Annotated in this window: 10 protein-coding genes, 1 tRNA gene and 2 riboswitches; of the genes, 8 read left to right on the top strand and 3 right to left on the bottom strand. The window is 46.2% G+C overall.

From position 1 onward, the window contains the following. Positions 1-145: 145 nt before the first annotated feature. A complete protein-coding gene (gene galE / locus PHE37_RS01520; RefSeq protein ID WP_299994212.1) occupies positions 146-1147 on the bottom strand; it encodes a UDP-glucose 4-epimerase GalE in 1002 nt (333 codons plus the stop codon). 558 nt (positions 1148-1705) lie between these two features. Continuing rightward, positions 1706-1798: riboswitch (guanidine-I (ykkC/yxkD leader) on the top strand. Between the two features lie 47 nt (positions 1799-1845). Here galE and PHE37_RS01515 point away from each other — a divergent pair. The 8 genes from PHE37_RS01515 to atzF are packed head-to-tail and all read left to right on the top strand — an operon-like array spanning position 1846 to position 11641. Further along, complete coding sequence (locus tag PHE37_RS01515; protein WP_299994214.1) at positions 1846-2964, top strand: putative urea ABC transporter substrate-binding protein; 1119 nt, start codon at positions 1846-1848, stop codon at positions 2962-2964. A gap of 3 nt (positions 2965-2967) precedes the next feature. After that, a complete protein-coding gene (locus tag PHE37_RS01510; protein ID WP_299994217.1) occupies positions 2968-3777 on the top strand; it encodes an ABC transporter permease in 810 nt (269 codons plus the stop codon). Then, positions 3777-4553, top strand: coding sequence for an ABC transporter ATP-binding protein (locus PHE37_RS01505; protein ID WP_299994219.1), 777 nt, complete (start codon positions 3777-3779; stop codon positions 4551-4553). The genes PHE37_RS01510 and PHE37_RS01505 overlap by 1 nt, the downstream gene beginning before the upstream one ends. After that, entirely contained in the window at positions 4522-5286 is a 765-nt protein-coding gene (locus tag PHE37_RS01500; RefSeq protein WP_299994220.1) for an urea amidolyase associated protein UAAP1, read from the top strand. Before PHE37_RS01505 ends, PHE37_RS01500 begins: the two co-directional genes overlap by 32 nt. Beyond that, entirely contained in the window at positions 5279-5920 is a 642-nt protein-coding gene (locus tag PHE37_RS01495; protein WP_299994222.1) for an urea amidolyase associated protein UAAP2, read from the top strand. Before PHE37_RS01500 ends, PHE37_RS01495 begins: the two co-directional genes overlap by 8 nt. 35 nt (positions 5921-5955) lie before the next feature. Next, a complete protein-coding gene (uca, locus tag PHE37_RS01490; RefSeq protein WP_300008118.1) occupies positions 5956-9558 on the top strand; it encodes an urea carboxylase in 3603 nt (1200 codons plus the stop codon). Continuing rightward, entirely contained in the window at positions 9555-9896 is a 342-nt protein-coding gene (locus PHE37_RS01485) for a multidrug efflux SMR transporter (RefSeq protein ID WP_299997363.1), read from the top strand. The genes uca and PHE37_RS01485 overlap by 4 nt, the downstream gene beginning before the upstream one ends. Next, positions 9893-11641, top strand: a complete 1749-nt coding sequence (gene atzF, locus PHE37_RS01480; RefSeq protein WP_299997366.1) for an allophanate hydrolase — start codon at positions 9893-9895, stop codon at positions 11639-11641. The genes PHE37_RS01485 and atzF overlap by 4 nt, the downstream gene beginning before the upstream one ends. 185 nt (positions 11642-11826) lie before the next feature. Here atzF and PHE37_RS01475 read toward each other — a convergent pair whose 3' ends face one another. Next, positions 11827-13044 carry a hypothetical protein gene (locus PHE37_RS01475; RefSeq protein WP_299997369.1) on the bottom strand — a complete coding sequence of 406 codons (1218 nt, stop codon included), beginning with the start codon at positions 13042-13044 and terminating at the stop codon, positions 11827-11829. Positions 13045-13089: 45 nt separating this feature from the next. After that, positions 13090-13182: riboswitch (guanidine-I (ykkC/yxkD leader) on the bottom strand. 189 nt (positions 13183-13371) lie between these two features. Further along, positions 13372-13447 (bottom strand) — tRNA-Phe (locus PHE37_RS01470). Positions 13448-13564 lie beyond the last annotated feature (117 nt).

Below are 13564 nucleotides of genomic sequence, written 5' to 3'. Positions count from 1 at the left end.
AAACCTTTTATAAATACCGATTGTAGCGTAGTGTCATAAGGTTTTCAGCAACTCGAATTTTTCATTACACCATTATTTCAAACTTTTTGCGTAATGATACCATTTGGTCACTTTTGGACGTATTTTAAATAAAATGAGAATTGTTTCAAATAAATCCTTCTGGGTTTCTAGATTGAAAATACCACGAATCACGGCACATAGTTTCTAAGTTTCGTTTGGCACTCCATCCAATGATTTTTTTTGCTAATTTTGAATCAGCGTAACACGCTGCAATATCTCCTTCTCGTCGTGAGGCAATTGCGTAAGGGATTGATTGTCCACTTGCTTTTGAAAATGCTTTTACTACATCTAAAACACTGTATCCTATGCCGGTACCAAGATTTACAGCGGTACACTGAGATACAGTTAATGCCTGAAGCGCTTTTATATGTCCTTCAGCCAAATCAACAACATGAATATAATCTCTTACACCTGTACCGTCATGAGTAGGATAATCACCTCCAAAAATATTTAAGTTTTCACGTTGGCCGATTGCTACTTGTGTAATAAAAGGCATAAGGTTATTTGGGATCCCTTGGGGATCTTCTCCGATAAGACCGCTTTCGTGTGCTCCTACAGGATTGAAATAACGTAAAATCATTATGCACCATGATGGGTCTGAACGGTAGAGATCGCGTAAAATTTCTTCGATGACGAGCTTCGTCTGCCCGTAAGGATTGGTAGTGCGAAGGGGGTGGTCTTCGCTAAGCGGAAGACGTTCAGGGTTTCCGTATACCGTTGCAGAGGAGCTAAAGACAATCGTTTTAATACCGTTGGTTCGCATTGCGCGTAAAAGTGATAATGTCCCTTGGACATTGTTATCATAATATTCAAGCGGTTTTGCAACCGATTCGCCAACCGCTTTAAGTCCGGCAAAATGTATAACACAGTCACATCCAGCCATTGCAGCTGTTGTTTTTATTTCATCACGGGTATCACCGATAATCAACTGTACGGTTTTTCCGGTAATTGTTTCAACACGTTTTAATACTTCTGCCGAACTGTTTGAAAGATTGTCATAGACGACTACATCATAACCGTTATTTAGAAGTTCAACACAGGTATGTGAACCAATATATCCGGCACCACCTGTTACAAAAATCTTCATGCATTCTCCAATGAGTATTGTCTTTGGAATGTATCTTTTTTTGTAATTTTTAAATATTCTTGTCCCTGTCTAAAAAGGTGAAAACATTGATAAAGAAGGATGGTTGCAAAAATGATCATGACAAATTTAAAACGCGTAGCGACACTCTTATGACAGTCTATCAATCTAACCGAACAAAATATTGAAACTTCTTCCATCTTAAAGCTTGTTTTTTTAGGAATACTACATATTTTAGGCATCTTGAATAACCCTAATAGATACAAATATAGAATCTAGGTGAAATACAAAGCAGAAAAATAATAATAAAAGGATAATTTGCATGAAATAATGATATTCAATTATTTCTTAATTCTCAGGCTGATTTTTTTTAAGTTAAAAATTTATTAAATAATGTTATGCAGATGCTAGGTGTAGTATAGAGACAAAACTAATAGAATTTTACTACTTGTATCCAACTGATTAAAAATTAATCAGTGTTATCCATCATGACCCTCTCTATTTTATTATAATTCTTGCATGTAGAAAAATCGGGGGGAACATATCTCCCAATATTGTTCAATAAATGGATGCTAGGGTTCCGACTGAAAAGTGCTGGTCCGAGAGCATCCGGCCTCGTAAGCGGCTACACGGAGGGATAAAAGCCCGGGAGAGAGATATTTCTCCCCGTTTTTTCTCGATATACCGTTTAGGAGGATTTTATGACACATTCATTCACTCAGTGCACATCTGCTGCAGGCTCAATCAAACACACATCACCAAAACTCTCTACTCGTCTTTCACTGGCCGTTTTAGCGCTTGCTGTTGCATCGTCTGCCGCGTTTGCCGCTCCAAAAACCCACTTTAAAGTTGCATGGACCATTTATGCCGGCTGGATGCCGTGGGATTACGGTGCTCGAAAAGGGATCGTCAAAAAATGGGCCGATAAATACGGTATTAAAATCGATGTCGTTCAGCTTAATGACTATGTCGAATCGATCAATCAATACAGCGCAGGATCGTTCGACGGATGCGTAATGACGAATATGGACGCATTGACGATCCCTGCCGCGGGAGGGGTAGATTCGACAGCCGTTATTATCGGAGACTACTCAAACGGAAATGACGGGATCGTATCCAAAAGTGCCAAAAGCATGAAAGATCTCAAAGGTCAAAAGATCAATCTGGTCGAGTATTCGGTTTCGCATTATCTTTTGGAGCGCGGATTGGCTTCTGCAGGGCTAAGTGCCAAAGATGTCAAGACGATCAACACGTCTGATGCGGATATCGTTTCGGCGTTCAATTCACCTTCAATGAAAAATGTTGTGACATGGAATCCTCAACTAAGTGAAGTCAAAAAAGTTCCGAATGCGACACTCTTATTTGACTCAAGCAAAATCCCGGGAGAGATCATCGACATGATGGTCGTCAACACTCAAACTCTCAAAGACAATCCAAAACTGGGTAAAGCGTTGACCGGTGCATGGTATGAGATCATGGGCATTATGTCTAAAAACGATGCCAAAGGGGTTGAAGCACGGACGTTGATGGCAAAAGCTTCAGGGGCCTCGCTCAAAGATTATCAATCACAGCTCACAACCACGAAAATGTTTTATACGGCCGCTGAAGCCCAAAAGTTTACGGAAGATCCTAAACTCATCACGACGATGGGAGATGTGAGCAAATTTTCATTTGCCCATGGGCTCTTAGGAAGCAAAGCTAAAAATGAAGGCTTTATCGGGATGACATTCCCGGCGAATAAAACGCTCGGGAACACCAAAAATATAAAACTTCGATTTACTTCGGAGTATATGAAACAAGCGGCAGAAGGGAAACTGTAATCCATGCGTATGATCAATCTGAACGCTGGACGGTTTACACCGCTTTTAAAGATACTGCCGTTTGTGATTATCGGGTTGGTCTATTGGATTGCTGCGGATGCACGTCATGCATTGAACCCGGATGACAAGCTTCTCCCGACATTTGAAGCACTCGGAGATGCCATCAAAACGATGGTGATGGAGCCGGACGAACTGACGGAAGAGCCGATTTTATACACCGATACGATAGCAAGTCTTACCCGGATCGCAAAGGGTCTGGGAATTGCGGCTGCTGTCGGTTTGGTTTTAGGGATTATTCAAGGGACGTTGCCGTTGTTTCGCGCACTCCTTTCACCGTTTTCTTCGGCAGTATCGTTGATACCGCCGATTGCGATATTGCCTATTTTGTTAGTGTTATTTGGTATGGAAGAGTCGGCTAAAGTGGCGCTGATCGCGATCGGAGTCGCTCCGTTTTTGATCCGTGACACGCAACAGCGCTCTATGGAACTTTCCGAAGAGCTGTTAATCAAAGTGCAAACGCTTGGTGCGTCGACATGGCAGATTATTGTACGTGTGGTTTTACCGCATGTCATGCCTCGCCTTTTGGATGCTTTGAGACTCTCATTGGGATCGGCATGGCTTTTCCTGATCACGGCGGAAGCGATAGCTTCATCGGAAGGGTTGGGTTACCGGATCTTTTTGATGCGCCGTTACATGGAGATGGATGTGATTTTGCCGTATGTCGCATGGATTACGCTGCTGGCCTTTTTGATGGACTGGATACTCGCAGTGATTATCCGTAAAGCATTTCCATGGTATCGGAAGGAGAAGTGATGAGTTATCTGCAAATACGCAATGTATGGAAAACGTACGATGATAATGTCATTCTTGAAAAACTCAACTTTACAATCGAAAAAGGGGAATTTTGTACTCTGATCGGACCATCCGGATGCGGTAAAAGTACCTTTTTACGGATGCTGTTGGGACAAGATTCCCCATCACGCGGAACGATTCTGCTGGAGGGGGAACCACTCTCCTCAGAGCCGGGGAGCGACCGTGGAGTTGTATTTCAAAAATACACGCTGTTCCCACACCTGAAGGCTTTGGAAAACGTGATGTTAGGGTTGGAAATGGAACACTCTCCGTTTCTGGGCAAAGTCTTCGGCAGCACACGCCGCAGAATCAAAGAGGAAGCAATGGAGATGTTGAAATCGGTCGGATTGGAGCAATCGGCGCTCAAATATCCATCCGAACTCTCCGGCGGGATGCAGCAGCGTCTTTCAATCGCTCAGGCGTTGGTAAAAAAACCCAAGATTTTGCTGCTGGATGAACCGTTCGGCGCATTGGACCCGGGAAGCAGAGCGGACATGCAAGAGCTTGTCCGGGGATTATGGAAAACGTATGGTCTGACCGTTTTTATGGTCACGCATGACGTAAAAGAGGCATTTGAACTGGGGACTCGGTTGCTGGTCTTTGATAAAGTCCGACACGATCCTCAGGCACCGAACGCATACGGTGCTACAGTCGTCAATGATATTAAACTGGATAAAAACAAACGAAATAATAAAGGAGAAGAGTATGTCGAAAAACATGAAACCACTATTGCCTGAGACGGTCCTCTTTGATGAAGTACTTGTCGGAGGCGGGCGCTGGAGTAAAATCATCCGAAAAGGACAGGTTCTGCGTATCGTCAACACAGAGGCTACCAGCGGTTTATCCGCACTTTTTTATAATGTGCATGAACGGACAGAGCGGTATAACGCCGCCGATACGGTCAAGATTCAATACAATGCCTATCTCAAAGAGGGCAAAGCGCTTTATTCGGATATGGGACGTGTTTTGATGTCGATTGTTGCCGACAGCTGTGAAACCCATGATACGGTTTGCGGCTACACAATGGCTGCCGATGTCGAAAAACTCTGCGGAATCGGAAACTATCAGACCAAGCGTAACTGTTATTACAAAAACGATTTCGATAATTTTTTGGTGGAACTTGGTAAATACGGAATGGGGCGCCGCGACATTATGCCGTGTCTCAATCTTTTTTCCGATGCTCGAATCGGTGAGGGCGGTGAGCTGATCTATCGTGAGGATACGGTACCTGCGGGAAGTTTTATCGAATTGCGTGCAGAGATGGATGTCTTGGTCATTCTTTCGAATACGGTGCATGTGTTGAGTACGAATCAATCGTATGATGTCAAACCGGTCAATCTGATCGTGTATCAGGGCGAAGAGGCGGCAGCCGATGACATGTGTGTGATCGACTCGGAACGAAGCGAGCGTGCATTTGTAAATACCAAAAACTATATGAAACAGTTTATCCAAGGGGGCAGAAATGTCTGAGATGATTACGGTCGATTTGACTATAAACGAACCTATTTATGATGAAACCATTCCTGCCGGAGAACCGTGGTACCGTGTTGTCAAAGCGGGAGAAGTACTGCACATCGTCGATTTGGAAGGATGCCAGGCGGTGGATACCCTTTTTTACAATGCTAACGACGTAACCGAACGCTACAGCGCTCCGCAAACGATCGTACGACAAAAAAATATTTTTGTCGAAACCGGGACAGAGCTGGTTTCCAATCTGGGAAATACAATGATGAAAGTGATCAGTGATACCTGCGGGCGTCACGATACGCTGGGCGGCGCATGCAGTGCCGAGAGCAATACCGTCCGCTATGCGCTGGACAAACTCGATATGCATTCATGCCGGGATAATTACCTTTTGGCCTTGGGACAGATGGGGATGGATAAGCGTGATCTGGTGAGCAACATCAATTTTTTTATGAATGTACCGGTCGAAGCAGACGGGACATTGGCGATCATCGATGGGATATCGAGTCCGGGAAGTACGATTGAGTTGTTTGCCATGATGGATACCTTGGTTTTGATCTCCAATTGCCCGCAATTGAATAACCCGTGCAATGCCTTTAATCCGAGTCCTGTTCGATTGAGTATTTATAAACCTGTTTGATAAGAATTGATAAATTTTTCATGTGAGGAAAAAAAATGTTTGCAAAAGTGCTGATTGCCAACCGTGGGGAGATTGCATGCCGCATCATCCGTACACTTAAAAAAATGCAGATCGGTTCGGTTGCGGTCTATTCGCATGCCGATGCCGGATCGCTTCATGTGATGATGGCCGATGAATCGGTATGTTTGGGTGAACCGCCAGCCAAAGAGAGCTATTTGGATGTTGATAAAATCATTCAGGCGGCCAAAGATACCGGAGCGGAAGCGATTCATCCCGGGTACGGCTTTTTGAGTGAAAACGCGGCATTTGCACGCCGATGTGCGGAAGAGGGGATCGCTTTTATCGGTCCGACACCTCGGCATATGGAAGAATTCGGTCTTAAACATACGGCGCGTTCTATGGCAAAAGCCCAAAACGTTCCGCTGCTGCCGGGGACTGAACTGCTCGAAAACGTCCAAGATGCTCTGAACGCGGCCGAAACGATCGGCTATCCGGTAATGCTCAAAAGCACTGCCGGAGGCGGCGGAATCGGAATGCAGCTGTGCTACAGCGCCGATGAGCTCGAAAACGGATTTGAATCGGTTGGACGTCTCAGCAAAAGCAATTTTTCTCAAGGGGGAATTTACCTCGAAAAATTCGTAGCCTCCGCCCGCCATATCGAAGTACAGATCTTCGGTGACGGGAAAGGGGATGTGATCGCACTGGGAGAACGTGACTGTTCTCTCCAGCGCCGTAACCAAAAAGTGATCGAAGAGACGCCGGCACCGGGATTATCCGAGGAGATTAGAAATGCATTGCGCACTGCTGCCGTGAATCTGGCACGTTCCGCATCGTACAAATCTGCGGGGACGGTCGAGTTTGTGTATGACACGACGGAAGAAAAATTTTATTTCCTCGAAGTCAATACACGATTGCAGGTCGAACATGGGGTAACGGAAGAGATCTACGGTGTGGATCTGGTCGAGTGGATGATTCTCGAAGCCGCCGGAGAACTGGGTGATACGTTGACAAAACATTTTGAGCCTAACGGCCACTCGATTCAAGTCCGTGTCTATGCGGAAGATCCGCTGAAGAACTTCCAGCCAAGCTCCGGGATTTTGAGCGAAGTGGTATGGCCTGAGGGGGTACGCTGCGAAACATGGATCGAACGCGGAAGTGCCATTTCTCCGTATTATGATCCGATGATCGCCAAACTTATCGTACATGCATCCACACGTACCGAAGCGATAGAATCGATGATTTCGGCACTTCGAGAAACGACTCTGTATGGGATTGTAACGAACCTCGGATATCTGGATTTTGTATTAGGACAGGAGGTCTTTGCGAAAGGGGAGCAGACGACGAAGTATCTGGGAACACTCAGCTATTCGCCTGATATCGTCGAAGTGATCAAACCGGGGACCCATACAACGATCCAATCGGCTCCCGGACGGATCGGCTACTGGGATATCGGTGTACCGCCCTCAGGTCCGATGGACTCACTCTCATTTCGTTTGGGCAATCGTCTCCTAGGGAATGATGACAAAGCTCCCGGCCTCGAAATGACGGTGACGGGATCGACGCTAAAATTTCATTTTCCGACACGGATTGTCCTTGCTGGAGCCGTGATGAAGGCTCAGCTCAACGGAGCAGAGGTACCTTATTGGGAAACGATCGATATTGCTGAGGGCGATGTCCTGAAAATGGGGATCATCGAGGGAGAGGGCGCCCGTACCTATTTGCTGATTGACGGTGGATTTAAGGTACCGGAATATCTTGGAAGCACGGCGACATTTACCCTGGGTGAGTTCGGAGGTCATGGCGGGCGTATCTTGCAGATCGGGGATCAGCTGAGTACGTATGGCAGTGATACGGAGAAAACTCCGGCAGTCCTTGATGCCGCACTGCGCCCGCAAATGGCCAAAGAGTGGAAAATCGGGGTTATATACGGACCGCACGGAGCGCCTGATTTTTTTAAAGAGGAATACATCGAGACTTTCTTTGCAATCGATTGGGAAGTGCACTATAACTCGAACCGTACAGGAATCCGTCTCATCGGACCAAAGCCTCTTTGGGCGAGAGAAGACGGCGGAGAGGCGGGGCTGCATCCTTCCAATCTGCATGATAACGCCTACGCAATCGGAACGGTTGACTTTACGGGAGATATGCCGGTCATTTTAGGCCCTGACGGTCCAAGTCTGGGCGGTTTTGTCTGTCCGGTAACGATTATCGGAGCGGAATTGTGGAAAATGGGGCAGTTGGGACCAAAAGACAGAGTCCGATTCGTTCCGATGGCGTATGATGATGCCGTTTTAATGGAACATGAACTGGAAGAAAAGATCGCAACGTTGAATGGATCATTGCCGACTCTTCCGGCGCCAACGATTGTCGATCCGATCGTAGCGGAAATTGCTGAAAATGATCGCCATGATACGGTTCGGGTCCGTTTGTCAGGAGATCATAACATTCTGATCGAATTTGGTCCTATGGAACTTGATCTGACGCTGCGTTTTCAAGTGCATGAACTGATGCGCCGTCTCAAAGCCGCGGAGGATACCCGATTGATAGACCTTACTCCGGGAATCAGATCGCTGCAGGTTCACTATGACAGTCAGAAACTCCCTCTGAGTGAGTTATTGAGTCGAATCAAGGACGAACTTGCACACATGCCGACTACCCGGGATATCGTCGTCCCAAGCCGCACGGTCTACCTTCCGCTTTCGTGGGATGATCCCTCGACGAAACTGGCGATTGAGAAGTACATGCAGTCGGTTCGTAACGATGCACCGTGGTGTCCGAGCAACATCGAGTTCATCCGACGGATGAACGGACTGGAAAGTATCCAGGATGTCCAAAATGTTCTCTTTGAGGCAGAATATTTGATTATGGGCCTCGGAGATGTCTATTTGGGCGCTCCCGTCGCCGTTCCTGTCGATCCTCGCCACCGCCTGGTGACGACCAAATACAATCCGGCACGCACCTGGACACCGGAAAATGCGGTGGGAATCGGCGGTACGTATATGTGTGTTTACGGTATGGAAGGTCCGGGCGGATACCAGTTCGTCGGACGGACCGTACAAATGTGGAACCGGTATAAATCGACAACTGATTTCAAACCGGGGAAACCGTGGCTATTGGAATTTTTCGACCGTATCCGTTTCTATCCGGTTGCCCAAGACGAACTGGTCCAAATGAGAAAAGATTTTATCAACGGGACCTTCTCATTGAGAATCGAAGAGGGAGAGTTCTCTTTGGCGGAGTATCTCGGATTTTTGGAAGCGAACAGCGAATCGATTGCCGCATTCAAACAAGTCCAGCAGGAGTCCTTCAAGGAAGAACGCGAACGATGGGAAGCGTCGGGGATTTCGGCTTATGTGAGCGAAACGCTCGAGACGAATGATGAGAGCGATTTCGCGGAAGTTCCTGCGGGGTGTGAAGCTGTTTCGAGTTTTCTATCGGGCAATGTATGGGAAATTTCGGTCAAAATCGGCGACCGTGTGATGGAAGGGGATACCCTTGTCGTCATCGAGGCGATGAAATCAGAAGTGATGATCGAGTCTCCTGTCACTGGAGAAGTGGTCGAAATATTATGCACACAAGGCGATACCGTTCATACCGGACATACTCTTGTCATTATAAAAACTGAAGGTGCGCAATGAACAGCTGGATTTTACTGGCGTTAGCCATTTTACTGGAAGTGGCCGGGACGACGTCGATGAAACTGTCGGATGGAATGCAAAAGATTTTTCCGACGGTTATGATTTTTGTCTTTTATGCAATGGCATTTGTCTTAATGCCGTTTGTGATGAAAAAAATTGAGATGAGTACGGTTTATGCGATCTGGACGGGTGCAGGGACGGTCATGGTGACGGTAATAGGGATTGCCTATTTCAGTGAATCTTCCAACCCGGTTAAACTGGCCAGCATTGCAATGATCGGGCTTGGAGTCGTGGGCCTGCATTTTGCGGAACGCAGTTCACAAGGAGGGTTAGGATGAGACAACTGAAAACGATAGGTGATTATCTGCATCAGTATCGGGTAAAAGGCCGTTCTGTCAGAGAGGTAATACAAAACTGCCTCGACAGTTCTAAACACTACGATGATAAAAATATTTGGATTACAAAAGCGGATGCATCATTCCTTGAACCGTATTTCCTCCGTTTGGAATCGCGGGATCCTAATTCATTGCCGTTGTACGGCGTCCCGTTTGCCGTCAAAGACAACATTGATGTTGCGGGGATGAACACAACGGCGGGATGTGCAGAATTTTCTTACCTCCCGAGTGAACATGCGTTTGTGGTTGAACAGTTGATCCAAGCCGGTGCGATTCCGATCGGAAAGACCAATCTGGACCAGTTTGCCTCAGGACTTGTCGGGACACGAAGCCCTTATGGGGAAGGGATCAACCTATTTAATCCCGATTATATTTCCGGAGGATCGAGTTCCGGATCCGCGTTGGCCGTGACTGCGGGAATTGTCCCATTTTCACTGGGTACCGATACGGCAGGTTCGGGTCGTGTCCCTGCCGCGTTCGGAAACATCGTCGGATTAAAACCGACACGGGGCGCCTTGAGTATCCGAGGCGTTGTTCCCGCATGTAAAAGTCTCGATTGTGTCGCCATATTTGCACAAAACTGTGAAGATGCCGGGCGTGTTTATGATCTGTGCAGTATCGTTGATGAGGAGGACTCCTTTTCGCGTCCGAAAAGCTGTATCACTCCATTCGGAGGGACGTTTCGCTTTGGGGTACCGAGAGAGGATCAACTGGAATTTTTTGGGAATGGTGCCTATGAATCCCTGTTTTGGGAGAGTGTTCAAAAACTCGAATCATTAGGAGGAGTCCGATACGAGATCGATTTTTCCCCTTTTATGGAGTGTGCAAAATTGCTCTATCATGGACCGTGGATCGCTGAGCGCTACTGCGGAATCAAAGAGTTTGCACAAACGCAGAGCGACGCGATGCTGGACGTGACCCGAGGGATTATCCTCTCAGGTACCAAACCGAGTGCGATAGACGCGTTCGAAGGATTCTACCGCCTCAGTGAACTCAAGAAATTGAGCGATCACATCATGGCTGAAGTTGATATGATCATGACTCCTACGGCCGGAACAATTTACCGCCGGGATGAAATTCGGGAACAGCCGCTTGCTTTGAATACGAATCTCGGCTATTACACCAATTTTATGAATCTGCTTGATCTGAGCGCATGCGCTGTCCCTGCAGGATTTACCCCTGAGGGATTGCCGTTTGGCGTGACCCTTGCCGCACCGGCTTGGAATGAACATTCGCTATTGAGTGTCGGTGCAAAACTGCATGCATCGTCAGGATATACAAGCGGCCTGATCGAAACGTGCAAGCCAAAAACAGTGACATTGGCTGTTTGCGGAGCGCACATGTCCGGTCTTCCTTTGAATCATGAATTGACCGGTCGTGGGGCAAAAATGGTGAAGAAAGCTTCCACCGCACCGCAGTACCGCTTTTTTGCTCTGGAAAGTTTTAGCCCTCCGCGTCCCGGTCTGATCCATGTACGCGAAGGGGGGTCTCACATTGAAGTTGAACTTTGGGATATCCCCTCTGAACAGTTCGGCTCCTTTTTTAACGGAGTTCCGCCGCCATTATCATTGGGGAGCCTGATATTGGCCGATGGCACAGTCGTCAAAGGATTCCTTTGCGAGGGATACGCGGTTGACGGGGCAAAGGAGATCACGGCATTAGGCGGATGGAGAAATTATTTAAAATAAAAAGTCCCATATTCTAAACTCTCATCAGCAGGTTTGTTTATCCAGCCTGCTGTAGCTGCAAAAAAATTCTCTTTTCACTATTCTCTTAAACACTTATATATACATATATAAAAGATATACTTTATATATAATTTAGATATGTATAAAGATTAAAATGACCGCCGAAGCGGTCTGAAGAAGTTGGATTAAAATTTATACGTTAGATACACTTGAATGTTATTGTAGTATTTTGCATCGTTATAGTCATTGGCTTTAGAGTAGACATACGCGAGGGTTGTGTCCAGTGAACCGAATGATTTAGCTGCAGTTGCCGTATATTCGCTCATATCATTATTACCGTTTTCTGCACGTTGGTTAACATCGGTATAAAAGAACCCGAGAGCAACGATATCAGGAATGTTATAAAGAGCGGTTACATTATAGGCGGTCGCCCCTGCTGCACCTACATAGCCGAAATTCCACCATGCTTCAGTATAAAGTTTTGATTGTGCACCGCCGTTGCCGCCGGTAGCCAAGTTGGCGATTTGAAAGTTTGCCGATCCGTCTTTATCCGTTTGGGAAACAGCGGCGCTTAACGTGAGGTTTTCAATACCGGTATATCCGATTTTAGCTGCAAATGCTTTCGAATTAGCAGACGTAGCGAGTGTATTATCCGGGTTCAATACGGCTGCCTGAGCACCAAAAGTCATTCCGGAATACTCCGTGTCTCCTTGAATCCAGTACGCTTTAGCCGTATTTTTGAGTTCATAGAACCATGCTTGAAGTTCAGTGCCGCTCAAAGATTTGTTTTTGGCACCTACGACATAGGCTCCTTCATAAAACTTCTTGAATGGATTTTTTAATCTTCCTGAGTCGGTAATAGCCGGATTGACGGATGCGAAACCATTCACTCCGTTTCCTTTGTCGATATAGGCTCCGAGAAGTGTCGTATCCGATAAATCGGTATTTTCAACTAAGACAGCATCAAAAGTATTAGACGCGATATTCCAAAGTTCGGTAAAAGCAAAAGGGGTATCAAGGCTCTGGCGCCCAAGAGTTACTGCAGTTTTATCCAATACATTTTTACTGACATACACTTCGCTTAACCAGACTTGGCTTCCCATCATCCCGGTTGCCCTTGGTGCATTGGCGATATTTCCGCCCATATTCGCCGTTGCTAATCCGGTACCGGCGATTTTTCCTTTGAATCCGGCCCCGAGTTCGGCACCGACACCCATATCAATCCCGAATTGTGCGAAAGCACCCTCTTTGTTAAATAGATTAGGACGGTTCGTCCCATCCGGCGATCCGTCTACAGTGCCGTAAAAGAATTTACCGGCTCCGGTAACTTCTATGTTGTCGATAGCAAAAGATGACGTACATAACAACAACGACGCCAATAAACTTATTTTTGTAACTCTCATAATGACTCCTAAACGGTTTTTGAGAAAAAACGGGGAGAAATATCTCTCTCCCGGGCTTTTATCCCTCCGTGTAGCCGCTTACGAGGCCGGATGCTCTCGGACCAGCACTTTTCAGTCGGAACCCTAGCATCCATATTATTGACAATATTGGGAGATATATTCCCCCTGAATTTTCTACATGAAAAAATTATAGTGAAATTATGACGATCAAAAGGGGATTAAACGATTAATTTTTAAGCAATTTTGTTGGAACTTTTATAAGCAAGATACATTGCATGAATAACGTTATTTGATTTGTATGTTGGGTGGGTATTGAAATAAAGTGGGTGGTGGCCAATCTCGGAATCGAACCAAGGACACGCAGATTTTCAATCTACTGCTCTACCGACTGAGCTAATTGGCCACTTTTGTGAGGCCGAAATTATAGCTAGGTAAGCTTAAAAACAAGCTTAAGAGGTAAAAAGCGATAATTTGGCCGCTTTTTAAAACTCAAAATAGAAAATATGGGCTTCCTGCCGAA

Origin of the sequence: Sulfuricurvum sp. (genome assembly GCF_028681615.1) — a bacterium.
Classification (GTDB): Bacteria; Campylobacterota; Campylobacteria; order Campylobacterales; family Sulfurimonadaceae; genus Sulfuricurvum.
This window is presented reverse-complemented; position numbering and strand designations above follow the sequence as displayed.

What these genes read in the sequence shown, in the direction of transcription:
- atzF (WP_299997366.1), top strand. Translation starts at nt 9,893, where the DNA reads ATGAGACAACTGAAAACGATAGGTGATTATCTGCATCAGTATCGGGTA.
- uca (WP_300008118.1), top strand. Translation starts at nt 5,956, where the DNA reads ATGTTTGCAAAAGTGCTGATTGCCAACCGTGGGGAGATTGCATGCCGC.
- PHE37_RS01515 (WP_299994214.1), top strand. Translation starts at nt 1,846, where the DNA reads ATGACACATTCATTCACTCAGTGCACATCTGCTGCAGGCTCAATCAAA.
- galE (WP_299994212.1), bottom strand. Translation starts at nt 1,147, where the DNA reads ATGAAGATTTTTGTAACAGGTGGTGCCGGATATATTGGTTCACATACC.
- PHE37_RS01500 (WP_299994220.1), top strand. Translation starts at nt 4,522, where the DNA reads ATGTCGAAAAACATGAAACCACTATTGCCTGAGACGGTCCTCTTTGAT.
- PHE37_RS01475 (WP_299997369.1), bottom strand. Translation starts at nt 13,044, where the DNA reads ATGAGAGTTACAAAAATAAGTTTATTGGCGTCGTTGTTGTTATGTACG.
- PHE37_RS01485 (WP_299997363.1), top strand. Translation starts at nt 9,555, where the DNA reads ATGAACAGCTGGATTTTACTGGCGTTAGCCATTTTACTGGAAGTGGCC.
- PHE37_RS01510 (WP_299994217.1), top strand. Translation starts at nt 2,968, where the DNA reads ATGCGTATGATCAATCTGAACGCTGGACGGTTTACACCGCTTTTAAAG.
- PHE37_RS01495 (WP_299994222.1), top strand. Translation starts at nt 5,279, where the DNA reads ATGTCTGAGATGATTACGGTCGATTTGACTATAAACGAACCTATTTAT.
- PHE37_RS01505 (WP_299994219.1), top strand. Translation starts at nt 3,777, where the DNA reads ATGAGTTATCTGCAAATACGCAATGTATGGAAAACGTACGATGATAAT.